Here is a 25,517-nt window from a genome sequence, read left to right on the forward strand (position 1 = left end):
CTTGCTTGCCGCGTGGCGATCCTGCGACGCGGGTATCGATTTTACGCACCCGAGATTGCAACATCGTGCCGTCACCATGACGGGCTCGATGACACCCAGGGGAATGCCATGCGCCGCGCCGCGCGACTCGTCGCCATCTTGTTGACCGCCTTCGCCGTCGAGGCGAACGCCCATCGCGTGATCGTGTTCGTCTGGGACGGCATGCGTCCGGACGCCATCAGCGAGGACGACACCCCCCACCTGGCGGCCCTGGCCCGGCGCGGCACGTTCTTCGCCGACAACCACGCCACGTATCCCACCTTCACCATGGTCAATGCCTCGAGCTTCGCCACCGGATCGTTCCCGGGCACGATCGGCTTCTACGGCAACCGCTTCTGGGCACCGGGCGCCCATGGTTTCGACGCCAAGGGCGTACCCAGCGACTTCGCCGCGCCCATCTACACCGAGGACTACGCGGTGCTGCGCGCCCTCGACGACCACTATCGGCACGACCTCCTCCAGGCGCCGACCCTGCTCGAACGTGCGCGAAAGGCGGGACTGACGACGGCCGTGGTGGGCAAGTCCGGCCCCGCCTTCCTCCAGGACATCCACGAGGGCGGCACCATCCTCGACGAAAACGTGGCCCTGCCCCTGGCCTTCGCGAAGAAGCTGGCCAGGGCGGGATTCAAGCTGCCCGCCAACACCGTGCACGCCTACGACGCCGGCCGCTTCCAGCTCGAGCCCGACAACGGGGCACCCACGGCGCAGTTGCCGCTGGTGACGCTCAAGGACGGCGCCAGCTCGGATGCGTCCGATGGCGCAGGCGCGCCACCCACGCCGTCCAACGCGTACCTCATGGACGCTTTCCTGGGCTACATCCTCCCCGTGGAGAAGCCCGACGTGAGCTTCGTCTGGCTGCGCAATCCCGACTCCACCGAACACCTCTACGGGGTCGGTTCGCCCAACTTCCACCTCGCGCTGCGGGCGCAGGACGAACTGCTCGGCAAGCTCGAAGCGAAGCTGAAGGAGCTGGGCATGGCCGACGACACGGACCTGGTGATCGTCTCCGACCATGCGCACAGCAACGTGTCCGGTCCCGCCGATCTGTTCCCGCTGCGCGGCATCGCCGACGGGCGGATCGGCCGTACGGATGCGGAGTGGGGTTATTCGGTCTCCGGTTCGGTGCGCCTGGCCGATGAAATGACTCGCGCGGGCTTCACCGCCTACGACGGCTTCGGCTGCATCTATTCGCCCGTGATGTCGGGCATCCGCGCCGACGGCACGCCCCTGCGACCCACCCGCTTCGACGACGACGGCCGCCTGTGCGGCAAGCCGGGACCGTACACCACGCCCGCCTACAAGGTGCCCGTGGAGATTCACGCCGGGGCGTTCGTGATCGCACCCAACGGCGGCAGCGAATACCTCTATCAACCTTCGCACGACCGCGCCAAGGTCATCGAAGCGGTTCGCTTCCTGCAATCGCGCGAGATGTTCGGCGCGATCTTCGTCGATGCGCGCTACGGACGCATTCCCGGCACCTTGCCGCTATCCGCGGTGCATCTGGCGAACAGGCGCTCCCCGGACATCGTCGCCAGCTACGACTTCGACGCCGACGCCGTCGTGCAGGGCTTCAAGGGCACCGAGTACACCAGCATGTCCAACGAGCGCGGCATGCATGGCAGCTTCAGCCCGGTGGACGTGCACAACACGCTGATCGCCCGCGGACCGGACTTTCGCGAAGGGCTGCGCAGCGGGTTGCCGAGCGGCAACGTGGATCTCGCGCCGACCCTCGCGGCGATACTGAAGATCGATCTCGGCAAGCCCGACGGGCGCGTGCTTCGCGAAGCCTTGCGTGGGCGCGACGGCGATGGCTTGGTGGTGAAGGCCGTGGATGTCGCCAGCGACGAGGCGACGGGATTGGATATCAAGCGAATCGACGGATCGTCCATGGATCGGTCCACGTATCGCTTCGTGCTGAAGACCAAGCAGGTGGACGATAACGGCAGGACGTATACCTATTTCGACCAGGCCAGGGCCGAACGGCGCTGAGGCGTGAATCCGGCTCGATGCCGCGCAAACCACTCCTACATCTGCTAGCTTCCGCCCCGAAACTCACATGTCACGGACACCGAAAATGTTCAAACCCCTCGCCCTGGCCACCCTCTCGGCCGCCCTGCTCGCCGCCTGCGCGAGCACGCCCGCCGATAAGCCGGCCAAGCTCGCCGACGGCGCGACGCTCGACCTCGCCATCCTCGAGACCACCGACGTCCATTCGAACATCCTGTCGTACGACTACTACAAGCAGAAGGACGACCCGACGCTCGGTTACGAGCGCGTCGCCACGCTGATCCGCCAGGCCCGCAAGGCATTCCCCAATACCGTGCTGTTCGACAGCGGCGATACCATCCAGGGCTCGGTGCTGGCCGATTACCAGGCGATCGTGAAACCCGTCGGCTGCGACACGGAACTGGCGATCTACAAGGCGATGGATGCCGTGGGTTACGACGGCGGCACCGCCGGCAACCACGAATTCAACTACGGCCTGCCCTTTCTGGCCCAGGTCACCGATACGTCGATGAACGTCGACGGCGTGACCGCGCGCCAGTGTGCCGGACCGAAGTTCCCGCTGGTGCTCGCCAATGTCTACAGCGCGCGCGACGGCCAGCCCATCTTCAAGCCGTGGACCGTCGTCACGAAGAAGTTCGACGTGAAGACCGCCTCGGGACAGACCGTGCCCACCGAACTGAAGATCGGCATCATCGGCTTCACGCCGCCGCCGATCATGGATTGGGACAAGCGCAACCTCGCCGGCAAGGTCACCGTCGACGGCGTGATGGAAGCGGCGAAGAAATACGTGCCCGAGCTTCAGGCGCAGCATCCCGACCTGATCGTGGCGATCCTCCACGGCGGTCTCGACACCTCGCCCTACACCCCACACATGGAGAACGGCGGCTGGTACCTGGCCGGCATTCCCGGCATCGACGCGCTGTTGCTGGGCCATTCGCATACCGAATTCCCGGGGCCGCACTACGCGGGCATGAAGGACGTCGATGCCAAGCGCGGTCTCGTGCGTGGCGTTCCCGCGGTGATGGGCGGCTTCTTCGGCAAGGATCTCGGCGTCATCCAGATGACGCTCAAGCGAGAGGGCGATCGCTGGGTGGTGCAGAAGGACGCCAGCCATAGCGAGGTGCGTCCCATCTGCGCGAAGAAAGGCGAATGCGTCGCGCCGGACCCGACCATCGCGCCCATCGTCAACGAAGCGCACGAGGCCGCCATCGCCTACGTCAACACGCCGATCGGCACCGTCGACCACGACCTCTCCAGCTACTTCGCCGACGAGGGAAACATGACGGCGCTCTCCGTGGTGAACGCCGCGCAGATCGACTACGCACGCGACGAACTGGCGCGTTCGCGCCCCGACCTCAAGGACCTGCCCGTCATCTCCGCCGCCTCCGCCTTCCGCACGGGCTTCGGCGGCCCGGACGACTTCACCGACGTGCCCAAGGGCCCGCTGACGATCCGCAACGCGGCCGACCTGTACTTCTACCCGAACACGCTCGCCGCGGTGAAGATCGACGGCGCGGGCGTGAAGGCATGGCTGGAGAAGTCGGCCTCTCGCTTCAACCGCATCGATCCGTCGAAGGATGGCGAACAACCGCTGATCGGCCGCCTGCCGGGTTACAACTTCGACCAGATGCAGGGTGGCATCACCTACACCATCGACGTGTCGAAGGCGGAAGGCGAGCGCATCGGCAACCTGCGTTACAAGGGCAAGCCGGTGAAGGACGACCAGGCGTTCATCGTGGTGACCAACAACTACCGGGCGAACGGTGGCGGCGACTTCCCGGGCATGAAGGGCGATTCCGTCGTGCTCAACGCGCCGGACGGCAACCGCGAGGTCGTCATCGAGTGGGTGCAGTCGAAGAAGACGCTCACGCGCAAGGACGTCGAGAAACGCTCGTGGTCGTTCGCGCCGGTGAAGGTGAAGGGACCGGTGACGTTCACCTCGGCCTCCGGGAAAGAGGAACTTGCGAAATCGCTCGGCCTGGCCGTGCGGCAAGTGCGTGACAACGGCGACGGCACGGCGGTATACGCCATCGATCTGTCGAAGCGCTGAGGCGGGAGACGCTGGGCTCCTGCCTTCGCAGGAGCGACGAGAGGAAATCGTGCAGATCGTCGCTTCCGCGAAGGCAGGAGCCCGGCGTCTTGGCCCTTGACACGCCGCACGACCCGGGCATACCGTCGAACCATGCATCCGAACGCGCCCGCGCTGACCACCTCCACGGCCATCACCCTGGCCGGCGCGTTCGCGTCCGTCACCACCACCGCGACGACCACCACCACGACCACTATGGTCGGAGGATCGGAGACCGCGCGCGCTTAGTTCCACGTCGCTGCCGGCCCCGACCTCCCGCAGGACGGGACGGGCGCCGAAGCGATCCAAGGCCGAACTCCCCCTGACGCGAACGAAGGGCCTCTCACCAGGAGGCTTTCATCGTGTACATCGCCAACGCCTTATCCACCCAGGCACCGCGAGCCATCGCGGACCCCATCGTCGTCGACCTCGGCCTCGTCGGCCCCGGCAAGGTCGGCAGCGCGCTGCTCGCGCAACTGCGGCTCGCCGCCCCGCGACTGTTGCGCGACTGCAACATGCAGCTGCGCCTGCGCGCCGTCAGCGACAGCCGCCACATGTGGCTCGACTGCGACGACGACGCGCTCAACGGCCGCATCCACGGCGCGCAGACCTGGCGTCCGGCGGCGCTCGACGAGTTCGCTGCATACGTGGCCAGCCGTGGCGGCCAGCTCACCGTGCTGGCCGATTGCAGCGCCAGCGACGTCGTCGCCGACCGCTACGCGGGCTGGCTCGCCGCCGGCATCCACGTGGTGACCCCGAACAAACGCGCCGCCAGCGGACCGCTCGAGCGCTGGCGGCGTATCGCCGAGGCCTCGCACGCCAGCGGCGCGCGCCTGCACTACGAAGGCACCGTGGGCGCCGGACTGCCGGTGGTACGGACGCTGCGCGACCTGCTCGATACCGGCGACGAACTGGTCGCCGTCGAAGGCATGCTTTCCGGCACCCTGGCGTGGCTATTCAACCGCTTCGACGGCTCCCGGCCCTTCTCCGCCCTGGTGCGCGAGGCCCACGCCCTGGGCTATGCCGAACCCGACCCGCGCGACGATCTTTCCGGCATGGACGTGGCGCGCAAGCTGGTGATCCTGGCCCGCGAGGCGGGCCTCGCGCTATCGCTGGACGATGTCGGGGTGGAGAGCCTGGTGCCCGCCGAACTCGCCGAGGGCGATGTCGACACCTTCATGAAGCGGCTCGACCGGCTCGACGCGCCGATGGCCGCGCGCCTGCGTCCCGGCGGCGTGTTGCGCCACGTGGCGACGCTGGAAAACGGCCGGGCGACGGTCGGCCTGCGCGTGCTCGATCCCGCACATGCGTTCGCCCATGCACGCCTCAGCGACAACGTGGTCCGCTTCGCCACCCGCCGTTACTGCGACAATGCGCTGGTCGTCCAGGGGCCGGGTGCCGGCCCCGAGGTCACGGCCGCGGCGGTCTTCGCCGACCTGCTGCGCGTGGCCGGCGCCATGGGAGTAAAACGATGCGCATGCTGAACGAATCCACCCCGCCCCGGGCCCGCGCGGACGTCGCGACGGCCGAGGCCTACGCCAGTGTCGGCAACGTCGGCATCGGTTTCGACATCCTCGGCCACTGCGTGGCCGGTGCGGGCGATCGCGCCGAGGTGCGACGCATCCCCGAGCCCGAGGTGCGCATCGCCGGCATCGATGGGGTGGTCACCGACCTTCCGCTGGCGGCCCGTGACAACACCGCCGGCGAAGCCCTGCTTTCGATGCGGCGCGGCCTCGGACTGCCCTTCGGCTTCGAGCTGACCCTGCACAAGGGCATCGCGCTGGGCTCGGGCATGGGCGGTTCGGCCGCCTCCTGCGTCGCCGCGCTGGTGGCCGCCAACGCCCTGCTCGACGAACCGCTTTCCCGCGAAGCCCTTTACCCGTTCGCGCTCGACGGCGAAGTGGTGGCCAGCGGCAGCCGGCACGGGGACAACCTCGGGCCCATGCTGCTCGGCGGCCTGGTGCTCGCCACCGATACCCGCCTGGTGCGCGTTCCCGTGCCCGCCGAATGGCACTGCGCGCTGGTGCATCCCCACGTGGTGCTGGAAACCCGCAAAGCGCGCGCCGCGCTGGCGGGCCACTACGCCCTCGGCGAATTCGTGCGACAGAGCGCAAACCTCGCGCTCGTGCTGGCCGGCTGCTATCGCGGCGAAGCGGCCCTGGTGCGCGAAGGACTGGCCGACGTGCTGGTCGAGCCGCGCCGCGCGCCGCTGATTCCCGGCTTCGCCCGGGTCAAGCAGGCGGCGCTCGACCACGGCGCGTTCGGCGCCAGCATCTCCGGCGCCGGGCCCAGCGTATTCGGGTGGTTCGCCGATCGCGCGTCGGCCGAGGCGGCCGGTGCGGCGATGCGCGCGGCGTTCGCCGACGAGGGCCATGCCGCCGACGTGCTCGTGGCGCCCATCGACGGGCCCGCCGCCCGGGTGGTGTGACGATGCGCTACGTCAGCACGCGTGGCGGCACCGAACCGGTCACGCTCTCCACCGCCATCGCCGCCGGCCTCGCCCCGGATGGCGGCCTGTACGTGCCCGAGGCCATGCCAGGGGTGACCCGGCTGCGCGGCGACGGCTACCTCGCCAGTACGGCTGCCCGCATGCTCGCCCCCTTCTTCGAAGGCGATGCGCTCGCCCCCGAACTGGAGGCCATCTGCGCCGAAGCCTTCGCCGCCCCCGCGCCCCGGCGCGAGCTGCGGATCGACGGCGCGCACCTGCTCGAGCTATTCCACGGCCCCACGGCCGCGTTCAAGGACTTCGGCGCGCGTTTCCTCGCCGCCTGCCTGCAACGGCTGCGCCGCGACGAAGACCGTCCCCTCACCATCCTGGTGGCCACCTCGGGCGATACGGGCGCGGCGGTGGGCGCCGCCTTCCACGGCCTGCCCAGCATCCGCGTCGCCATCCTCTATCCCGACAATCGCGTCTCGCCCCGGCAGGCACACCAGCTGGGCAGCTTCGGCGGCAACGTGCGCGCCCTGCGCGTGGAAGGCAGCTTCGACGACTGCCAGCGCCTGGTGAAGGGCGCGCTCGGCGACCCGGCCCTGCAGGCCGACGTGCCCATGTCGTCCGCCAACAGCATCAGCCTCGGCCGCCTGCTGCCCCAGATGGCCTACTTCGGCCATGCGGCCCTGCAGGCCGACGGCCCCATGAACACCATCGTGCCCACCGGTAACCTGGGCAATGCGGTGGCCTGTCTCTGGGCCCGCTCGATCGGGCTCCCGATCGGCGAGGTGGTGTTCGCCTGCAACGCCAACCCGACCCTGCCGGAGTTCTACGCCGGCCAGCCCTACCGCCCCCGCGACGCCGTGGCGACGGTCGCCAACGCGATGGACGTGGGCGCGCCGAGCAACTTCGAGCGCCTTCGCCACCTGTTCGGCGACGACGAGGCGGTCCGCGCCAACGGCCGCGCCCATGGCGTCGACGACGCCCAGATCCGCGACACCATCCGCCGTCACGCCGCCAACGACGGCGAAGTGTTCTGCCCCCACACGGCCACCGCCGTACATGTTTTCGAACGCCTGCGTATGGAAGGCGACCGCCGCGACTGGACCGTTGCCTCCACCGCGCATGCGGCGAAGTTCGACACGGTGGTGGAGCCGCTCGTGGGCCGTCGCATCGACATACCCGACGCCCTCGCCGCCATGCTCGCCAGGGAAGCCGCCGCCGAGCCGATGGCGGCGGATGCCGGTGTTTTTTCGGCGTGGCTGCGCGACTGGTGAAACGCCCTCGCGGCGATGCATACCAGTGGTGCCGATGCGGGTCGTACCAAGGTCCGGCGCCGCCGACCAGTGCATGGATGTCTAGCCGTCCAAACGTTCCTAGGAAAAATACTTTCAACGGAAAGTGTTGACACCCACCGAACGCGTGGCTTACGTTCGACTGCATGACGCAGCGCAGCAGCCATGGTCGCTTTGCCTTGAACCGACTTCCACGAGTCGACGGCGAGCTGCGTCTGGGCGGCGGTCTCCTTCTTATTAACCTTGTACTTATTACCTGCGGAGGTGCGGGCTAAGGGCAAGTGTCCAGGTAAAAAGAAAACGACCTGAAGACTCCCAAAACCCCGCACCCGACAACGGATGCGGGGTTTTTTGTTGCCTGGCCCGCCTTGCGAGCGGAGCGAAGACATGAATCCAGCACATGGCAGTAACGACACGACCGAGGCCGAGGTAGGCCGCGTGCGCATCTTCGATACGACGTTGCGCGACGGCGAGCAGGCCCCCGGCTTCTCGATGGATCGCCGCGCGAAACTGCGCATGGCGCACGCCCTGGAGGAGTTGGGCGTCGACATCATCGAGGCGGGGTTTCCCCAGGCATCGCCCGACGATTTCGCCGCCGTGGCGGAGATCGCGAGGTCGCTGAAGACACCCACGGTGGCCGCATTGGCCCGATGTCTGCCCGACGACATCGACAGTGCGGGAAGGGCGCTGGAAGGCGCCAGGCATTCGCGGATACACCTGTTCCTCTCCACCTCTCCCCTGCATCGCGAACACAAGCTGGGGAAAAGCAAGCAAGAAGTGATCGACATCGCCGCAACGGCGATCCAGCGCGCGAAAGCCCTGGCACACGAAGTCGAATTCTCCGCCGAAGATGCCCTGCGCACCGAGCCGGATTACCTCGCCGAGATCTTCTCGGTGGCCGTGGAAGCCGGCGCCAGCGTGCTCAACGCGCCCGACACCGTCGGCTACGTCACCCCCTCCGAAATCACCGAGATGTTCACCTACCTGCGCGCGCACGTGCGCGGCGCCGACAAGGTGATCTTCTCCGCGCACTGCCACGACGACCTCGGCATGGCCGTGGCGAACAGCCTGGCCGCCGTGGCCGCCGGCGCGCGCCAGGTGGAATGCACCATCAACGGCATCGGCGAGCGCGCGGGCAACGCGGCGCTCGAGGAAGTGGTGATGGCGCTGCACACGCGCCGCCCGCTGTACAAGGCGGACACCGGCATCCAGACGCGCCGGCTGTTCCCCACCTCGCGCCTGCTCGCCGAAGTCACCGGCCAGCCGGTGCCGCGCAACAAGGCCATCGTGGGCGACAACGCGTTCGCGCACGAGTCGGGCATCCACCAGCACGGCATGCTCAAGCATCGCGGCACCTACGAAATCATGAGTCCTCAGGACGTCGGCGCGAAGACTTCGCTCGTGCTGGGCAAACACTCCGGCCGGCACGCGCTGCGCCAGCGCCTGGTCGAACTCGACTACGACGTCGACGAAACGACGCTGGATACGGTGTTCGAACGATTCAAGGCGCTGGCCGACCGCCAGCGTTCCGTGACCAACGACGACCTCACCGCGCTGATGGGCGCGTTCGAGGACGACACGCAGGCCGCCGTCGCGGTCCAGTCCTGAAGGAGCACATCATGGAAGCCCCCGCCCATCTCTGGCACAACGGCCGCATCAAGGCGTTCGCCGATGCCACCGTCCACGTCGGCGCGCATGCGCTGCATTACGGTTCGTCGGTGTTCGAAGGCGTGCGCGTCTACGCCACGCCCGACGGTCCGCGCTATTTCCGCCTGGAAGAACACACCGAGCGCCTGTTCCATTCGGCGCGCGTGTATGACCTGGCGATGCCGTACGACGCCGCCACGATCAACCGCGCCTGCCGCGAGGTAATCCGCGCGAATGCCCTTCCTTCGGCGTACGTGCGTCCGATCGTCTTCCGCAGCGGCTTCACCTTCAGCCTCGCGCCGTCGCTGGACACGGCGGTGGACGTCGCCATCATCGCCCTGCCCTGGAACGCCTACCACGGCGCCGACGCCATCGAGAAAGGCGTCGACGTCTGCGTGTCCTCGTGGAACCGCGCGGCGCCCAACACCTATCCGAGCGGCGCGAAGGCCGGCGGCAACTACCTCAACAGCCAGCTCATCGCCCGCGAAGCGGTGAACGCCGGTTACGCCGAGGGCATCGCCCTGGGCACCGACGGCCTGCTGAGCGAAGGCGCGGGCGAGAACCTCTTCATCGTGCGCAAGGGCGTGATCTACACGCCGCCGGCCGCCTCGGCCATCCTCTGCGGCATCACCCGCGACACCGTGCTCACGCTGGCCCGCGAGCGCGGCCATACCGTGGTGGAACAGCCGCTGCCGCGCGAGATGCTCTACTTCGCCGACGAGGTGTTCATGACCGGCACCGCGGCCGAAGTGACCGCCGTGCGCTCGGTCGACCGCAAGCCGGTGGGCAGCGGACACCCGGGGCCGATCACGCGCCAGTTGCAGGCGGACTTCTTCGGCCTGTTCGACGGCCGCACGGAGGACCGTTGGGGCTGGCTCACGCCGGTGGACGAAGTCGCCGCCGGGAGGGCCGCCGCATGACGCCGCGCACGCTGCTCGACAAGCTGTGGGACGCCCACCAGGTAAAGGCCGAGACCGCCAGCACGCCCGGCGTGCTCTACATCGACCTGCACCTCGTGCACGAAGTGACCTCGCCGCAGGCGTTCGACGAACTGCGTTCGCGCGGCCTGAAGGTGCGCCGCCCCGACCGCACGCTCGCCACGCTCGACCATTCCACGCCCACGCTGCCGCCCGACGCGGAGGGCCGCCGCCCGTACTACACGAAGGAAGCCGAGAACCAGGTCGCCACGCTGGAAGCCAACGTGCGCGAGTTCGGCATCGACCTCATGGGCTGGGACAGCCCACAGCGCGGCATCGTGCACGTGGCCGGCCCCGAAGTGGGCGCGACCCAACCGGGCATGACCATCGTCTGCGGCGACAGCCACACCGCCACGCACGGCGCGTTCGGCTCGCTGGCCTTCGGCATCGGCACCACCGAGGTCGGCCACGTGCTGGCCACGCAGTGCCTGCTCCAGCGCAAGCCCAAGTCGCTCGCCATCCACGTGGACGGCACCTTGCAACCGGGCGTGACGGCGAAGGACCTGATCCTGCACATCATCGGCGTCATCGGCATCGGCGGCGGAACGGGGCACGTCATCGAGTACGCCGGCGACGCCGTGCGCGCGCTGTCGATGGAAGAGCGCATGACGGTCTGCAACATGTCGATCGAGGCGGGCGCGCGCGCCGGCCTGATCGCGCCGGACGAGACCACCTTCGCCTGGCTCGAAGGCCGCGAGCGCGTGCCGAAGGGCGCGGCATGGGACGCCGCCGTCGCCTACTGGCGCACGCTGCCCAGCGACGAAGGCGCCACCTACGACCGCGAAGTGCGCATCGACGCGTCGGCGATCGAGCCGTCGGTCACCTACGGCACCCACCCGGGCATGGTGGTGTCGATCCATGCGCCGGTACCCGCGGCCGCCGACGCCATCGAGCAACGCGCGCTCGACTACATGAAGGTGAGCGCGGGCAAGCCGATCGCCGGCGAGTCGGTGGACGTCGTCTTCGTCGGCAGTTGCACCAACGGCCGCCTGTCCGACCTGCGCGACGCCGCCGCCATCCTGCGCGGCCGCCGCGTGGCCGACGGCGTGCGCATGCTCGTGGTGCCCGGTTCGGAACAGGTGCGCCGCGACGCCGAGAGCGAAGGCCTGCACGAGGTGTTCCGCGCCGCCGGGGCCGAGTGGCGCCAGCCGGGCTGCTCGATGTGCATCGCCATGAATGGCGACCTCGCCCAGCCGGGCCAGCTCGTGGTCGCCACCAGCAACCGCAACTTCGAAGGACGCCAGGGCAAGGGCGCGCGCACCGTGCTCGCCAGCCCGCTGGTCGCCGCCGCGTCCGCCGTGGCCGGCCGCGTGGCCGATCCCCGCGATTACATGAACCAGGAAGCCGCCGCATGAGCGCCAACCCACCCCTCACCTACGTGCATTCGCGCACGGCGGTGCTGCGTGACGAGAACATCGATACCGATCGCATCATCCCCGCCCGCTTCCTCACCACCACCGAGCGCACGGGCCTGGGCAAGCACTGCTTCGAGGACTGGCGCTACGCCGCCGACGGCAGCGACGATCCGGCCTTCCCGCTCAACCAGCCGGCCGCGCGCGGCTGTTCGATCCTCGTCGCCGGTCGCAACTTCGGCTGCGGCTCGTCGCGCGAACATGCGCCCTGGGCCCTGCTCGACTACGGCATCAAGGCGGTGATCTCCAACGAGATCGCCGACATCTTCCGCGGCAACGCGCTGAAGAACGGCCTGCTCGCCATCGTGCTGAGCGACGCCGAGCATCGCTGGCTGCTCGACAACCCGGGCGTCGAGCTGCGCATCGACATCGCCGAAAGCACGATCCGCCTGCCCGACGGCGGCTCGATCCGCTTCGAGCTCGACGCCTTCGCCCGCCACTGCCTGCTCAACGGCGTGGACCAGATGGGTTTCCTGCTCCAGCAGGACGACGACATCACCGCCTATGAAACGCTCACGGAGAAAGCCGCATGAAGTCCCGCATCGTCGTATTGCCCGGTGACGGCATCGGCCCCGAAGTGGCCGCGGCCGGCGTTGCCGTGCTGCGCCAGGTGGCCGAGCGCTTCGGCCACGACTTCGCCTTCGACGAGCACGCCATCGGCGGCGACGCCATCGACCGGTTCGGCGACCCGCTGCCGCCCGCCACGCGCGAAGCGCTGCTCGCCTGCGACGCGATCCTGCTCGGCGCGGTCGGCGGACCGAAGTGGTCCGATCCGTCGGCGAAGGTTCGCCCGGAACAGGGCCTGCTCGCCATGCGCAAGCTGCTGGGCGTGTTCGCCAACATCCGTCCGTTGAAACTGCATCCGCGCACCGCGGCGCTGTCGCCGCTGAAGCCGGAGCGCACCAAGGACGTCGACCTGGTGTTCGTGCGCGAACTCACCGGCGGCATCTATTTCGGCGCGAAGACGCGCGACGAGGACGGCGCCACCGACGAGTGCCGCTACAGCGTGGCCGAAGTGGAACGCGTGGTGCGCCACGCCTTCGACCTGGCCCGCTCGCGCAAGCGCAAGCTCACCTCGGTGGACAAGGCCAACGTGCTGGAAACCTCGCGCCTGTGGCGCTCGGTCGCCACGCGCGTCGCCGCCGACTATCCCGACGTGGAACTCGAGCACCAGCTCGTCGATTCGATGGCGATGCACCTGCTCACCCGGCCCGCCGATTACGACGTGATCGTCACCGAGAACATGTTCGGCGACATCCTCACCGACGAGGCTTCCGTGCTGGCCGGTTCGCTGGGCCTGTCGCCGTCGGCCTCCGTCGGCGGCCCGGGGGCGGGCGTGTACGAACCCATCCACGGTTCGGCACCCGACATCGCCGGCCAGTCGCTCGCCAACCCGCTGGGCACCATCCTCTCCGTCGCCATGCTGCTGCGTCACTCGCTGGGCCTGGCCGACGAAGCCGCCGCCGTGGAAGCGGCCGTGGAACAGGTGCTCGCCCACGGCAACCTCACCCGCGACCTGGGCGGCACGGCCACCACGGACGCCGTGACGCAGGCCGTGATCCACGCATTGCAGACCGAGACGGAGGCCGCATGAGCAGCCGCAAGATTCCCCTGCGCACGCTGCGCAGCGACGCCATCAAGACCGGCCCCGACCGTGCCCCCGCACGTGCCATGCTGCGCGCCACCGGCCTCGACGACGAGGCCATCGCCCGGCCGATGGTCGCCATCGTGCATAGCTGGTCCAACGTGTCGCCATGCAACCTCAACCTTCGCGACCTCGCCGAAGCCGCCGCCGACGGCGTACGCGCGGCGGGCGGCACGCCCGTGGAGTTCAACACCATCGCCGTCACCGACGGCATCGCGATGGGCACGCCCGGCATGCGCTCGTCGCTGGTCAGCCGCGAACTGATCGCCGATTCCATCGAACTGGCGGTGGACGGCCACTGCCTGGATGCGATGGTGGTGCTGTGCGGCTGCGACAAGACCATTCCCGCCGCCGCGATGGCGCTGGCCCGCCTGAACATCCCGGGCGTGGCGCTCTACGGCGGCAGCATCGCCCACGGCAGCCATAACGGTTGCCCGATCACGGTGCAGGAAGTGTTCGAAGCGGTGGGTGCGCATGGCGCGGGGAAAATCGACGACGCCACGCTCGACGACGTGGAACGCCATGCCTGCCCGGGTGCGGGCGCGTGCGGCGGCCAGTTCACCGCCAACACCATGGCGATGGTGCTGACCACGCTGGGCATCACCCCGATCGGCTTCAACGACATCCCGGCCACCGATCCGGCCAAGCGCGACGCCGCGTTCCGCTGCGGCGAACTGGCGATGGCCTGCCTGGAAGCGAACCGCCGGCCGCGCGACGCGATGACCCGCGACGCCTTCGACAACGCGGCGCGCATGGTCGCCGCCACCGCGGGCTCGACCAACGCCGTGCTGCACCTGCTCGCCATCGCCAACGAGGCGCGGGTGCCGCTATCGATCGAGGATTTCGAACCCGCGTCGGCGCATACGCCGGTCATCGCCGACCTCAAGCCCGGCGGCCGTTATAGCGCGGTGGAACTCACCGCCGCCGGCGGAACGGCCATCGTCGCGCGCGAACTGCGCAAGGCCGGCATGCTGAAGGACACGCCCACCGTCACCGGCCGCACGCTGTTCGCCGAACTCGACGACGCGCCCGCCGCCACCGAGGGCCAGGAGGTGGTGCGCTCCACCGACGCGCCGTTCAAGCCGCGCGGCGGCTACAGCATCCTCTACGGCAACCTCTCGCCCGAAGGCAGCATCCTGAAACTCGCCGGCCACGGCCGCACGAGCCACGCCGGTCCGGCCCGCGTGTTCGAGAGCGAGGAAGAGGCGTTCGCCGCCGTGCAGGCAGGGCGCATTCGTCCCGGCGACGTCATGGTGATCCGCAACGAGGGCCCCGCCGGCGGTCCCGGCATGCGCGAGATGCTGGCCGTGACGGCCGCCCTCGTCGGCCGCGGCCTCGGCAACGACGTGGCACTCATCACCGACGGCCGCTTCAGCGGCGCGACGCACGGTTTCATGGTGGGCCACGTCGCGCCGGAGGCGGCGCGTGGCGGCCCCATCGGGCTCCTGCGCGAGGGCGATGCGATCTTCATCGATGCCTCCACGCGCGAATTGCGCACCGATGCCGACCTCACCGCACGACGTGCGGCGTGGCGTCCCGCCGCGCCGAAGGTTACCCGCGGCGTGCTCGCCAAGTACGCGCGCCTGGTCGGCTCGGCCGCCGAAGGCGCGGTGACGCAGGCGTTCGACGAGGCGCCCGTCTCTCGCGTACGTCGCGAGATCGAGGACGAAGACATGACCCAAGAGCTCATCGGCAACTGACCTGGCCGCGCTCCGCACGATTCGCGGACACGGTCCGCTCCCACCCCTTCGGTAGCGAGCCTCCTACCGAAGGGGTGGGAGCCGATCGCATCGGCGAACAGAGCTTGCGACAGCCCCGCTCCTTTTTGCCCTACTTACCGACCCGGAGAGATCCATGACCGACCAACAAGCCACCACCGCCCCCTTGCAGAACGCCCGTATCGCCGTACTCGGCTACGGCAGCCAGGGCCGCGCGCATGCGCTCAACCTCAAGGATTCCGGACTCGACGTGGTCGTGGGCCTGCGCGCCGGCGGTCCGTCCTGGCACAAGGCGTATACGGACGGCTTCCACGTCGCCGAGCCCGCCGAAGCCGTGCGCGGCGCCGACCTCGTGGCCGTGCTCACGCCGGACATGACGCAGCCCGGCATCTACCGCGATGCCATCGAGGCGAACATCAAGCCGGGTGCCACGCTGCTCTTCGCGCACGGCTTCAACGTGCACTTCGGCCAGATCAAACCCCGCGCCGACATCGACGTGGTGCTGGTCGCACCGAAGGGCCCCGGCGCGCTCGTGCGTCGCGAATACGAGATCGGCCGTGGCGTGCCCTGCCTGTATGCCGTGCACCAGGACGCCACCGGCCACGCCACCGAGCGTGCCACGGCCTACGCGGCCGGCATCGGCGGCGCGCGCGCCATGCTGATCGAAACCGACTTCAAGGAAGAGACCGAGACCGACCTCTTCGGCGAACAGGCCGTGCTCTGCGGTGGCGCTTCGGAACTGGTCATCAAGGGCTTCGAGACGCTGGTGGAAGCCGGCTATCGACCGGAAATCGCCTATTACGAGGTGATGCACGAGCTGAAGCTCATCGTCGACCTCTTCTACGAGGGAGGCCTCGCGCGCATGCTCGAATTCATCTCCGAGACGGCGCAATACGGCGACTACACCCGGGGCCCGCGCATCGTCGACGACGCCACGAAGGAGCGCATGAAGGGCGTGCTGAAGGAGATCCAGGACGGTACCTTCGCCCGCGAATGGACGGCCGAATACCAGGCCGGCCTGCCCAACTACAAGGCCTACAAGCAGCGCGACCTCGAGCATCCCATCGAGAAGGTGGGCGCCCAGCTGCGCGCGCGCATGCCGTGGCTCGCCGCCAACCAGCCTAAGGCATCGGAGCCGGCCAAGACCCCCTGATGCCATCCCCTGTGGGAGCGCGTCCAGCGCGCGATGCCGTCCCTCCCCCTCGCCCGCGAGCGGACGCGCTCCCGCACCTTCCAAGGAAGCCCATCACCGTGAACGCGCAACCGGACATCGGCGACATCGGTCGCCCCGCCTCGAACCATCCCCTCGCCGGCCAGGCCATGACCGGCGCAGATATCGTCGTGCAGGTGATCGCCGACGAAGGCCTCGACGTCCTCTTCGGCTATTCCGGCGGCGCCATCCTTCCGGTCTACGACGCGTTGTTCCGCTACAACCAGACCCATGCCCTCGACGACGGCGGCGACCGCCTGCCGCTCATCGTGCCCGCGAACGAACAGGGTGCCTGCTTCATGGCCGCCGGCTATGCGCGTGCCTCCGGGCGCGTCGGCGTGGCCCTGGTCACCTCCGGCCCCGGCGCCACCAACGCGGTGACGCCCGTGCGCGACTCGATGGCCGACTCCATCCCGCTGGTGGTGATCTGCGGCCAGGTGCCCACCGGCGCCATCGGCACCGATGCGTTTCAGGAAGCGCCGATCGGCACCATCATGGGCGCGTGCGCCAAGCACGTGTTCCTCGTCACCGACGCGAGCACGCTCGAAGCGACGCTGCGCACGGCGTTCCACATCGCCCGCAGCGGCCGCCCCGGCCCCGTGGTGGTGGATATCCCGAAGGACGTGCAGAACGCGCCCCTCGTCTTCCACGGCGAGCGCGAGCTGCCGGTGCGCGGGTATCGCGCGCGTCTGCATGCCGTCGAATCGGCCACGCCCGACGACGACGCCTGCCGGGCGTTCTTCGCGGCGCTCGCCGCCGCGGAGCGGCCGCTGATCTACGCCGGCGGCGGCATCGTATCGGCCGAGGCCGCCGATGCCTTGCGCGACTTCTCGCGTGCGTTCGGCGTTCCCGTGGTCACCACGCTGATGGGCATCGGCGGCTTCGACACCACCGACCCGCTCGCGCTGGGCATGCTCGGCATGCACGGCACGGCGTATGCGAACTACGCGATGGACGATTGCGATTTCGTCTTCGCGCTGGGCGCGCGCTTCGACGATCGCGTGGTCGGCGTCCCCGACAAGTTCGCGCCGAAGGCGCGCACCATCGCGCAGATCGACATCGACCCCGCCGAGATCGGCAAGGTGAAGGCCGTGCACTGGCATCACGTGGGTTCGCTCGACGTCTCGTTGCGCGCGCTCACGGCCCATGGCCGCCGCATCGGGTTCGCACCGGACCGCCGCGCGTGGCACGCGCACGTCGCGGCGCTGAAGGCGGCCCATCCCATGAACTTCTGCCGGGATGGCGACCTCATCCAGCCCTGCGCCGTGATCGAGGCGATCAATCGCATCACGGAGGGCCATGCCATCATCACCACGGGCGTGGGCCAGCACCAGATGTGGGCGGCGCAGTACTTCGATTTCCGCGCGCCGCGACGCTGGCTCACCTCGGGGTCCATGGGAACGATGGGGTTCGGCCTGCCGGCCGCCATCGGCGCGCAGTTCGCGCGTCGAGACCTCACCGTGATCGACGTCGACGGCGATGCCAGCATCCGCATGAACATCGGCGAGCTCGAAACCGTCACCACGTATGGGCTCCCGGTGAAGATCGTGGTACTGAACAATGCCGGCGACGGCATGGTACGGCAGTGGCAGAAGCTGTTCTTCCGCGGCCGCTTCTCCGCCAGCGACAAGAGCCTGCACAAGAAGGATTTCGTCCGCGCCGCCCAGGCCGACGGATTCGAATGGGCGCGGCGTCTCGACGATGCCGCGCAACTGGAGGCGACGATCGCCGACTTCCTGGCCTTCGACGGGCCGGCCTTCCTCGAGGTGGTCATCGATCCCGACGCGGGCGTGTACCCGATGGTGGGTCCCGGCGCATCGTATGCCGAGATGATCACCGGGGAATGGATCCCCAGCCGCCACGTTCCCGTGGCGCAAGAAGCCGAACCGACGGGAATGTTCTGACCATGCGCCACCTGATTTCCATGCTCCTGCAGAATGAGGCCGGCGCGCTCGCACGCGTCGCCGGCCTGTTCGCCTCGCGCGGGTACAACATCGAATCGCTCACCGTGGCTGCCACGCACGACGAGGCCGTGTCGCGCCTCACGCTCGTGGTGTTCGGCGACGACATCACCGTCGACCAGGTGGTGAAGCAGACGGCCAAGCTGGTGGACGTGATCGACGTCGCGGAGTTCACGCGCAAGGAACACCTGGAGCGGGAGCTTTCGGTGGTGCGCGTCGAAGGAGGCGGCCCGGCCCTCGACGACTATCTCGTTCGCACCGGCGCGCGGCTGCTGCGTCGCGAGAACGGGCAGGCCATCGTGGAATACACCGGCGGTACCGACGACGTGGACGGATTCGTCGACGGCCTGCGAGCCATAGCACGCCTTACCGATCAGGCGCGAAGCGGTGTGGCGGCCATCGCGTCGCAGGAGTCGCGGACAGGGTCCGCTCCCGCCCTTCGGTAGGAGACGTCTCTACCGAAGGGTGGGAGCGGACCCTGTCCGCGATGGGCCATGCCGTATCGCCCCATCCACCGACCACGGCCCCGTGCCACCGAAGCACAGCGCCAGCAACCCGGCAAGGTAGAGCAGGTCGGTCTCGTATCCCGGCTGCCCGAAGTGGGCGCCCGCCGCATCGAACGACTGCAGCTTGATCGAACTGAAGCCGTTCGGCAGGTGCACGCTGACGATGGCCACCACCAGGACCACGATCATCGGCACGCTCACCAGCGGCAGGAGTGCGCCGATCAGCACCATGAAGCCGCCGATCAGTTCGATGAGGATCGTGACCCAGCCCAGCCAGTCCGCATGGGGCATGCCCATCGCATGCAGTACGCCGATGAACTGCTCCGGACCGCGCGCAAGCTTGGCGTAGCCGTGCTGCATGAAGCCGAAGCCCACGATCAGGCGCAGAGGCACGGCGAACCAGCTTTGGGGCACGGGCAAGGGGGCGGTGGAGACATGACGGCAGCGATCGATGAGGCGCATGGGGGCGGACTGCGGCAAGGGGACATATCTTGGTTCGCTTGCCACGCGCTCATGGTTACATCTTCGCGAGAATCGTGCGCCAGGCCGTGGGAACCGGCCTGGCGGAGATCCGGGTTCCAGCGAGGGTGCTCACCAGACCGTGTACACCTGCCCCGTCTGCCGCCCTTCCACGCTGCGCGAAAAGGCCAGCGCCGCCCGCGCCGCCGTCACCGGTTCGAAGCCGCGGAAGAACGGCCCGTACCCTTCCATCGATTCGACGAGCACGTTCGGGCTGACCGCATTGATGCGCAGGCCACGCGGCAGCTCGATGGCGGCGCCGCGCACGAACGCTTCCACCGCGCCGTTGACCATGCTGGCGCAGGCGCCGGCCACGATGGGCTGCTCGGCGAGGATGCCGGTGATGAGGGTGAACGAGCCACCGTCCCGCATGCGCGGCGTGCCCGACGTGACCAGGCGCACCTGGCCGAGCAGCTTGTCGTGCAGGCCCGCGAGGTAATCCCCCTCGGTGAAGTCGGCCAGCGGCTTGAAGGGTACCGAGCCCGCCGCGCAGATCACGGCGTCCAGTTCACCGACCTGACCGAACATCGCTTCCACGCTCGCCGCGTCGCGAAGATCGACGCGTACGTCGCCGCTCGAGCGACCGGCACGCACGATCTCGTGGCGCGACTCGAGTTCCGCCGTCACCGCACGACCCAGCGTGCCATTCGCACCGACGATGAGAATTTTCATGAACTACCTCCTTGGTGATCGCAGCCGGGAAGGGTACCCTCGGTCGCATGAACCGTCGCGCCGCGCTCTCGCTGCCGCCCCCCATGGCCGATACCTCGGCGCTGGGCGGTGAACAGGATCTGTTCGGGCTGTCCGATGAGCCCACCCTGCATTACCTCGAGCACGGCTCGCGCAGCCGGTTGATCCGCTGGCACTACCACCCGGCCTACGAACTGCACCTGATCGTCGCCGCCGAAGGCACCGCCTACGTGGGCGATCATACCGGCCGCTTCGCGCCCCACACGCTGATGCTCACCGGGCCCAACGTGCCGCACAACTGGGTCACCGACGATGCCTGCGCGCCGGTGGCCGTGCGCGACCGCGTGATCCTGTTCTCCGAGGCCTTCGTCCACCGTTGCATGGCCCTCTTTCCCTCGGCGCGTCATGTGCAACGCCTGCTGCTGGAAGAGGCCCGCCACGGCATCGTCTTTTCCCGCGACCTGGGTCGCCGGCTGGAGCCTTATTTCATGCGCGTTGCCGGCCACACCGGGCTGCGGCGCGTCGCCAGCTTCCTGGAGATGATCGATGCGTTGTCCGAGGACGATACGCGCCGACTCTTGAGCAGTCGACCCTTCCAGGGCGCCGCGGATCGCACGCAGTCGATGAAGCTGCATCGGGCCGTCACCTACATCGAGCGGCACCACGCCGGCGACGTGTCGCTGAAAACCGTCGCCTCCCGGCTGGACATGTCCGAGACCGCCTTCTCGCGCTTCTTCCACCAACACACCGGCTACCGCTTCATCGACTACGTCAACCAGATCCGTGTGCAACGCGCCTGCGAACGGCTGACGTCGTCCGACGTCGCCATCACCGACGTCTGTTACGAGGTCGGCTTCAGCAACCTGTCGAACTTCAACCGGCGCTTCCTCATCCTCACGGGTATGACGCCACGCGACTATCGGACGCGTCATCGTCGGCGCGACCGCGAGGACTGATGCGGCGGTGCCGCAAGCACCCGGTCGCCGGGGCCTGCACATGTCCATACACGTACTCTTTTGCGCGACCGCTCGTTTGCTGCTTCGCAGCATAACGACGCCAGGTTGCCGCCCGCGGGCGGCCCTCCGGGAGCCGCCGCCTGCAAGAAAGTATGTATTTTCACCGTAAAACGACGGCGGCCGTATTGGTGCACCTCCATGTATTACACCTATAACGCCTAACCACGACGCGGCACTCCGCCGTCTCACGGGAGGCACGATGACCGATCGACGCAAACGCCATCGCCGGCTCGGCGCGCTGCTTGCCGGCGCCGCCCTGGCGATGTCGACGGAAACCGCGTGGGCGGACACGACGCTGACTATCGGCACGGTCAACAACGCGGACATGGTGCGCATGCAGGCGCTCTCCGGCGACTACGAAAAAAGCCATCCCGGCGTGCACCTGAATTGGGTGGTGCTGGAAGAAAACACGCTGCGCCAGCGCCTCACTACCGACATCGCGACGCATGGCGGCCAGTTCGACGTGATCACGATCGGCGCCTATGAGGCGCCCCTGTGGGGCGCGCAGCGATGGCTCAAGCCCCTGGACCACCTGCCCGCGGACTACGAGGCCGACGACCTGCTCAAGAACGTGCGCGAACAGCTCACCGTCGACGGACACCTCTACGCGGTGCCGTTCTACGCGGAGGCCAGCATCACCTATTACCGCACCGACCTGTTCGCCCGGGCCAACCTCACGATGCCCGACCAGCCCACGTGGGACCAGATCCGCGGCTTCGCGCAGAAGCTGCACGATCCCGCGCATGGCGTCTACGGCATCTGCCTGCGCGGCAAGGCCGGCTGGGGCGAGAACATGGCCCTGCTCGGCACGATGGTGAACAGCTGGGGCGGGCGCTGGTTCGACGAACACTGGAAGCCGCAGATCGACACGCCGCCCTGGCACCAGGCGGTGAACTTCTACGTCGACCTGCTCAAGCACTACGGTCCGCCCGGTCCCTCGGATAACGGCTTCAACGAAAACCTCGCGCTGTTTGCGGCAGGCCGCTGCGCCATGTGGGTGGACGCGAGCGTCGGCGGCGGCACGGTGGCCAACCCGAAGGAAAGCCAGGTCGCCGGGCGGGTCGGCTTCGCGCGTTCACCGCACCAGGTGACCGACAAGGGCTCGTCGTGGCTGTGGGTGTGGTCGCTGGCGATCCCCTCCAGTTCGCGGCGGGCCGATGCCGCCCGCGATTTCATCCTGTGGGCGACGTCGCGGCCCTACGCGAGGAAGGTGGCCGAACGCTACGGCGCCGAATCCACGCCGCCGGGCACGCGCGAATCGACCTACGCCAATCCCGACTACCTCGTGGCCGCGCCGTTCGCCAAGGTCACCTACGACTCGCTCAAGGCGGTGGACCCGGCGCATCCGACGCTGCTGCCGGTGCCGTACAAGGGCATCCAGATCGTATCCATTCCCGAGTTCCAGGCGGTCGCCACGCTGGTGGGCCGCCAGATCGCCGGCGCGCTGGCCGGCCGCGGCAACGTCGACACGCTGCTGCACGTAGCGCAGGGCGCGGTGGATCGCACCATGAAGCGCGCGGGCTATTACGACAACAAGCCGGTCATCCAGAAGCAGGAGGCGACGCCATGAACGCGACGGTCCGCAAACGCCCCGAGCGGCTGCTCGCCCAGCCGGCCATCGTCATGCTGCTGGTATGGATGATCGTGCCGCTGGCGATGACGCTGTATTTCTCCACGCAGTACTACAACCTGCTCTACCCGGGGAAATCCGCCTTCGTCGGGCTGGAGAACTTCGCCTATTTCTTCACCTACCCGAGCTTCTGGACCTCGGTGCTCAACACGGTGGTGCTGGTCGGCAGCGTGCTGGCGGTGACCGTGGTCGGGGGCGTGCTCATCTCGGTGCTGGTCGACGAGACCTTCCCCGGCCAGGGCATCGTGCGCATGCTGCTGATCTCGCCGTTCTTCATCATGCCCACGGTCGCGGCGCTGGTCTGGAAGAACCTGTTGATGAATCCCGTGTCGGGCTTCCTCGCCTGGCTATGGAAACTCTTCGGCGCCACGCCGGTGAACTGGTTCGCCGACTGGCCCCTGCTCTCGGTGATCGTCGTCGTGTCGTGGGAATGGCTTCCCTTCGCCATCCTCATCTTCGTCACCGCGCTGCAGTCGCTCGACCGCGAGCAACTGGAAGCGGCACGCATGGACGGCGCGCGCGGCATGGCGATCTTCCGCCACCTCACCCTGCCGCACCTGGCGCGTCCCATCGCCGTGGTGGTGATGGTGGAGGCGATCTTCCTGCTCAACGTGTTCGCCGAGATCTACGTCACCACGAACGGCGGCCCGGGCGACGCCACCACCAACGTACCCTTCCTGGTCTACACGCAGGCGCTGCTCGAATTCGACGTGGGCGCGGCCTCCGCCGGCGGCCTGGTCGCGGTGGTCCTGGCGAACGTGATGGCGATCTTCCTGATCCGCCTGATCGGCAAGTCGCTTACCGAACGCTGAAGGAGACGGACCCATGTCGCACCGACCCCATCGCCGTCTCGCCCGCACCGTTCGTGCCATCGCCTCCTGGCTGGTGGCGCTGGCGATGTTCTTTCCCATCCTCTGGATGCTGCTGACCAGTTTCAAGAAGGAGCTGGATGCCTTCAGCATGCCCCCGCATTTCCTCTTCACGCCGACGCTGGAGAATTACCGCGACATCCTCGCACGCGCGAACTACCTGCATTACGCCTGGAACTCGATCGTGACCGCGGGCGGCGCGACGATCCTGGGCATGCTGGTGGCGGTACCCGCGGCCTACGCCTTCGCCTATCACCCCACCCGCCGCACCAAGGACGTGCTGCTGTGGATGCTCTCCACGAAGATGCTGCCGAGCGTGGGCGTGCTCGTGCCGATCTACCTCATCTGCCGCGATCTGAACATGCTCGACTCGAAGACGGCGCTGGTGGTCATCTTCGCGCTGATCAACCTGCCGATCATGGTCTGGATGATCTACACCTATTTCCGCGACATCCCCTACGACATCCTCGAAGCCGCGCGCATGGATGGCGCGAATACCGTGCAGACGATGTTCCGCGTGCTGATCCCCGTCAGCCGCGGCGGCCTCGCCTCGACGGCGTTGCTTTGCCTCATCCTTTCGTGGAACGAGGCGTTCTGGTCGCTCAACCTCACCACCGCCAGCGCGGCGCCGCTCACCGCCCTGATCGCCTCGTTCTCCAGTCCCGAGGGACTGTTCTGGGCCAAGCTGTCCGCCGTTTCCACCCTGGCCTGCGCCCCCATCCTCGTGCTCGGCTGGGCGTCGCAACGCCAGCTCGTGCGCGGCCTCACCTTCGGCGCGGTCAAATAGGAGTCACGCATGTCCCGTCTGGAAATCCGTTCGCTGCGCAAGTCGTTCGAAGGCGTCGACGTCATCAAGGGCATCGACCTGGTGGTGGAAGACCGCGAATTCTGCGTGTTCCTCGGCCCCTCGGGCTGCGGCAAGTCGACGACGCTCCGCCTGATCGCCGGGCTGGAAGACGCCGACGACGGGCAGATCCTGCTCGACGGCGACGACATCACCCACCGTGCCGTCGACAAGCGCGACCTGGCCATGGTGTTCCAGAGCTACGCGCTGTACCCGCACATGAGCGTGCGCGAGAACATGTCGTTCGCGCTGAAGCTCGCCGGCGTCGACCGGCGCACCATCGACGAGAAGGTGTCCAGGGCGGCGAAGATCCTCGCGCTGGAACCCTACCTCGACCGCAAGCCCTCGGCATTGTCGGGCGGCCAGCGGCAGCGTGTCGCGATCGGCCGGGCGATCACCCGCGAACCGCGCGTGTTCCTGTTCGACGAGCCGCTGTCCAACCTCGACGCGGCGCTTCGCGCGCAGACCCGCCTCGAGCTTGCGCGACTGCACCAGGAACTCAACGCCACCATGGTCTACGTGACCCACGACCAGGTCGAGGCGATGACGCTGGCCGACCGGATCGCGATCTTCAGCGAGGGCGGCATCGAGCAGGTCGGTTCACCCCTGGAACTTTACCGGCGTCCGGTGAACCGTTTCGTCGCCGGCTTCCTGGGCATGCCGAGGATGAATTTCCTCGCCGCCGAAGTCATCGACGGCGCCATGCGGCTGGCCGACGACAGCGTGCTTCCGTTAGCCGCCGGCCTGGACGCCAAGGGCGAGGTCACGGTCGGCATACGCCCCGAGCACTTGAGCGTCTGCGACACCGACGACACCGCCGGCCGGACGCTCGGCGGCCGGCTTACCGTGGTGGAGCGCCTCGGCAGCGAAACCTACGCCTACGTCGACGTACCCAAGGTGGGCACGATCACCGTGCGTGCCGACGGCGATTTCGAGCGCCGCGCGGGCCGCGACGTGTGCGTCCGCCTCGACCCGGCCCACGCCCACGTTTTCGATGCCGCGGGCATCGCCATCCACCATCCCTGAAGACCTC

20 protein-coding genes and 1 pseudogene are annotated in these 25,517 nt (G+C 68.3%); 19 read left to right on the forward strand and 2 right to left on the reverse strand.

Annotated features, from left to right (window positions below; genetic code table 11):
• Window positions 1-108 precede the first annotated feature (108 nt).
• The 14 genes and pseudogenes from L2Y94_RS19750 to ilvN all read left to right on the forward strand — a co-directional run bounded on the left by L2Y94_RS19750 (window position 109) and on the right by ilvN (window position 18,856).
• A complete protein-coding gene (locus tag L2Y94_RS19750; protein WP_247371418.1) occupies window positions 109-2,028 on the forward strand; it encodes an alkaline phosphatase family protein in 1,920 nt (639 codons plus the stop codon).
• Between the two features lie 67 nt (window positions 2,029-2,095).
• Window positions 2,096-4,096, forward strand: a complete 2,001-nt coding sequence (locus L2Y94_RS19755) for a bifunctional 2',3'-cyclic-nucleotide 2'-phosphodiesterase/3'-nucleotidase (RefSeq protein ID WP_486617192.1) — start codon at window positions 2,096-2,098, stop codon at window positions 4,094-4,096.
• 386 nt (window positions 4,097-4,482) lie between these two features.
• On the forward strand, window positions 4,483-5,598 hold the full coding sequence (locus tag L2Y94_RS19760) for a homoserine dehydrogenase family protein (protein WP_247375361.1): 1,116 nt from the start codon (window positions 4,483-4,485) through the stop codon (window positions 5,596-5,598).
• Window positions 5,586-6,542 carry a homoserine kinase gene (locus L2Y94_RS19765; protein ID WP_247371422.1) on the forward strand — a complete coding sequence of 319 codons (957 nt, stop codon included), beginning with the start codon at window positions 5,586-5,588 and terminating at the stop codon, window positions 6,540-6,542. Before L2Y94_RS19760 ends, L2Y94_RS19765 begins: the two co-directional genes overlap by 13 nt.
• A 2-nt stretch (window positions 6,543-6,544) precedes the next feature.
• On the forward strand, window positions 6,545-7,822 hold the full coding sequence (gene thrC / locus L2Y94_RS19770) for a threonine synthase (RefSeq protein WP_247371425.1): 1,278 nt from the start codon (window positions 6,545-6,547) through the stop codon (window positions 7,820-7,822).
• Window positions 7,823-8,227: 405 nt separating this feature from the next.
• Window positions 8,228-9,397 (forward strand): annotated as a pseudogene (locus tag L2Y94_RS19775) (2-isopropylmalate synthase); the annotation flags it as partial.
• Between the two features lie 62 nt (window positions 9,398-9,459).
• Window positions 9,460-10,407, forward strand: a complete 948-nt coding sequence (locus L2Y94_RS19780; protein ID WP_247371428.1) for a branched-chain amino acid transaminase — start codon at window positions 9,460-9,462, stop codon at window positions 10,405-10,407.
• A complete protein-coding gene (gene leuC, locus L2Y94_RS19785; RefSeq protein ID WP_247371430.1) occupies window positions 10,404-11,819 on the forward strand; it encodes a 3-isopropylmalate dehydratase large subunit in 1,416 nt (471 codons plus the stop codon). The genes L2Y94_RS19780 and leuC overlap by 4 nt, the downstream gene beginning before the upstream one ends.
• A complete protein-coding gene (leuD, locus tag L2Y94_RS19790) occupies window positions 11,816-12,409 on the forward strand; it encodes a 3-isopropylmalate dehydratase small subunit (RefSeq protein WP_247371433.1) in 594 nt (197 codons plus the stop codon). The genes leuC and leuD overlap by 4 nt, the downstream gene beginning before the upstream one ends.
• Window positions 12,406-13,470, forward strand: a complete 1,065-nt coding sequence (leuB, locus tag L2Y94_RS19795; RefSeq protein ID WP_247371436.1) for a 3-isopropylmalate dehydrogenase — start codon at window positions 12,406-12,408, stop codon at window positions 13,468-13,470. The genes leuD and leuB overlap by 4 nt, the downstream gene beginning before the upstream one ends.
• Before the next feature lie 26 nt (window positions 13,471-13,496).
• Window positions 13,497-15,221 (forward strand): dihydroxy-acid dehydratase, encoded by a 1,725-nt coding sequence (gene ilvD / locus L2Y94_RS19800; RefSeq protein WP_247375362.1) that lies wholly within the window; start codon window positions 13,497-13,499, stop codon window positions 15,219-15,221.
• A 154-nt stretch (window positions 15,222-15,375) separates the two neighbouring features.
• Complete coding sequence (gene ilvC, locus L2Y94_RS19805) at window positions 15,376-16,392, forward strand: ketol-acid reductoisomerase (RefSeq protein WP_247371438.1); 1,017 nt, start codon at window positions 15,376-15,378, stop codon at window positions 16,390-16,392.
• A 167-nt stretch (window positions 16,393-16,559) separates the two neighbouring features.
• Window positions 16,560-18,353 carry a biosynthetic-type acetolactate synthase large subunit gene (ilvB, locus tag L2Y94_RS19810; protein WP_247375364.1) on the forward strand — a complete coding sequence of 598 codons (1,794 nt, stop codon included), beginning with the start codon at window positions 16,560-16,562 and terminating at the stop codon, window positions 18,351-18,353.
• Window positions 18,354-18,355: 2 nt separating this feature from the next.
• Window positions 18,356-18,856: an acetolactate synthase small subunit gene (gene ilvN / locus L2Y94_RS19815; RefSeq protein WP_247371441.1), complete on the forward strand. Its 501-nt coding sequence runs from the start codon at window positions 18,356-18,358 to the stop codon at window positions 18,854-18,856.
• A gap of 9 nt (window positions 18,857-18,865) precedes the next feature.
• On the opposite strand, the gene L2Y94_RS19820 is transcribed toward ilvN, so the two are convergent.
• Window positions 18,866-19,378, reverse strand: coding sequence for a DoxX family protein (locus L2Y94_RS19820; protein WP_247371444.1), 513 nt, complete (start codon window positions 19,376-19,378; stop codon window positions 18,866-18,868).
• Between the two features lie 129 nt (window positions 19,379-19,507).
• Window positions 19,508-20,107 (reverse strand): short chain dehydrogenase, encoded by a 600-nt coding sequence (locus L2Y94_RS19825; protein WP_247371447.1) that lies wholly within the window; start codon window positions 20,105-20,107, stop codon window positions 19,508-19,510.
• A gap of 47 nt (window positions 20,108-20,154) precedes the next feature.
• On the opposite strand from L2Y94_RS19825, the gene L2Y94_RS19830 reads away from it, so the two are divergent.
• From L2Y94_RS19830 to L2Y94_RS19850, 5 genes are all read left to right on the forward strand, one after another.
• Window positions 20,155-21,081: an AraC family transcriptional regulator gene (locus L2Y94_RS19830; RefSeq protein ID WP_247371450.1), complete on the forward strand. Its 927-nt coding sequence runs from the start codon at window positions 20,155-20,157 to the stop codon at window positions 21,079-21,081.
• Between the two features lie 259 nt (window positions 21,082-21,340).
• Window positions 21,341-22,711, forward strand: a complete 1,371-nt coding sequence (locus L2Y94_RS19835) for an ABC transporter substrate-binding protein (RefSeq protein ID WP_247371453.1) — start codon at window positions 21,341-21,343, stop codon at window positions 22,709-22,711.
• The gene (locus tag L2Y94_RS19840; RefSeq protein WP_247371455.1) at window positions 22,708-23,583 is read left to right on the forward strand and encodes a carbohydrate ABC transporter permease; all 876 of its coding nucleotides are present in this window, start codon (window positions 22,708-22,710) and stop codon (window positions 23,581-23,583) included. Before L2Y94_RS19835 ends, L2Y94_RS19840 begins: the two co-directional genes overlap by 4 nt.
• Before the next feature lie 13 nt (window positions 23,584-23,596).
• Window positions 23,597-24,427, forward strand: a complete 831-nt coding sequence (locus L2Y94_RS19845) for a carbohydrate ABC transporter permease (RefSeq protein ID WP_247371457.1) — start codon at window positions 23,597-23,599, stop codon at window positions 24,425-24,427.
• 9 nt (window positions 24,428-24,436) lie between these two features.
• Window positions 24,437-25,510 carry an ABC transporter ATP-binding protein gene (locus L2Y94_RS19850; RefSeq protein ID WP_247371459.1) on the forward strand — a complete coding sequence of 358 codons (1,074 nt, stop codon included), beginning with the start codon at window positions 24,437-24,439 and terminating at the stop codon, window positions 25,508-25,510.
• The last annotated feature ends 7 nt before the right edge of the window (window positions 25,511-25,517 follow it).

Origin of the sequence: Luteibacter aegosomatis (assembly GCF_023078455.1) — a bacterium.
Lineage (GTDB): Bacteria > Pseudomonadota > Gammaproteobacteria > Xanthomonadales > Rhodanobacteraceae > Luteibacter > Luteibacter aegosomatis.

Bases quoted from the DNA above. Each gene is read 5' to 3' on its own strand.
- L2Y94_RS19755 (WP_486617192.1), top strand. From the start codon at position 2,096: ATGTCACGGACACCGAAAATGTTCAAACCCCTCGCCCTGGCCACCCTC.
- L2Y94_RS19845 (WP_247371457.1), top strand. From the start codon at position 23,597: ATGTCGCACCGACCCCATCGCCGTCTCGCCCGCACCGTTCGTGCCATC.
- L2Y94_RS19780 (WP_247371428.1), top strand. From the start codon at position 9,460: ATGGAAGCCCCCGCCCATCTCTGGCACAACGGCCGCATCAAGGCGTTC.
- ilvB (WP_247375364.1), top strand. From the start codon at position 16,560: ATGACCGGCGCAGATATCGTCGTGCAGGTGATCGCCGACGAAGGCCTC.
- leuC (WP_247371430.1), top strand. From the start codon at position 10,404: ATGACGCCGCGCACGCTGCTCGACAAGCTGTGGGACGCCCACCAGGTA.
- L2Y94_RS19835 (WP_247371453.1), top strand. From the start codon at position 21,341: ATGACCGATCGACGCAAACGCCATCGCCGGCTCGGCGCGCTGCTTGCC.
- leuD (WP_247371433.1), top strand. From the start codon at position 11,816: ATGAGCGCCAACCCACCCCTCACCTACGTGCATTCGCGCACGGCGGTG.
- L2Y94_RS19825 (WP_247371447.1), bottom strand. From the start codon at position 20,107: ATGAAAATTCTCATCGTCGGTGCGAATGGCACGCTGGGTCGTGCGGTG.
- leuB (WP_247371436.1), top strand. From the start codon at position 12,406: ATGAAGTCCCGCATCGTCGTATTGCCCGGTGACGGCATCGGCCCCGAA.
- L2Y94_RS19840 (WP_247371455.1), top strand. From the start codon at position 22,708: ATGAACGCGACGGTCCGCAAACGCCCCGAGCGGCTGCTCGCCCAGCCG.
- thrC (WP_247371425.1), top strand. From the start codon at position 6,545: ATGCGCTACGTCAGCACGCGTGGCGGCACCGAACCGGTCACGCTCTCC.
- L2Y94_RS19750 (WP_247371418.1), top strand. From the start codon at position 109: ATGCGCCGCGCCGCGCGACTCGTCGCCATCTTGTTGACCGCCTTCGCC.
- L2Y94_RS19850 (WP_247371459.1), top strand. From the start codon at position 24,437: ATGTCCCGTCTGGAAATCCGTTCGCTGCGCAAGTCGTTCGAAGGCGTC.
- L2Y94_RS19765 (WP_247371422.1), top strand. From the start codon at position 5,586: ATGCGCATGCTGAACGAATCCACCCCGCCCCGGGCCCGCGCGGACGTC.
- ilvN (WP_247371441.1), top strand. From the start codon at position 18,356: ATGCGCCACCTGATTTCCATGCTCCTGCAGAATGAGGCCGGCGCGCTC.
- L2Y94_RS19830 (WP_247371450.1), top strand. From the start codon at position 20,155: ATGAACCGTCGCGCCGCGCTCTCGCTGCCGCCCCCCATGGCCGATACC.
- ilvC (WP_247371438.1), top strand. From the start codon at position 15,376: ATGACCGACCAACAAGCCACCACCGCCCCCTTGCAGAACGCCCGTATC.
- L2Y94_RS19820 (WP_247371444.1), bottom strand. From the start codon at position 19,378: ATGCGCCTCATCGATCGCTGCCGTCATGTCTCCACCGCCCCCTTGCCC.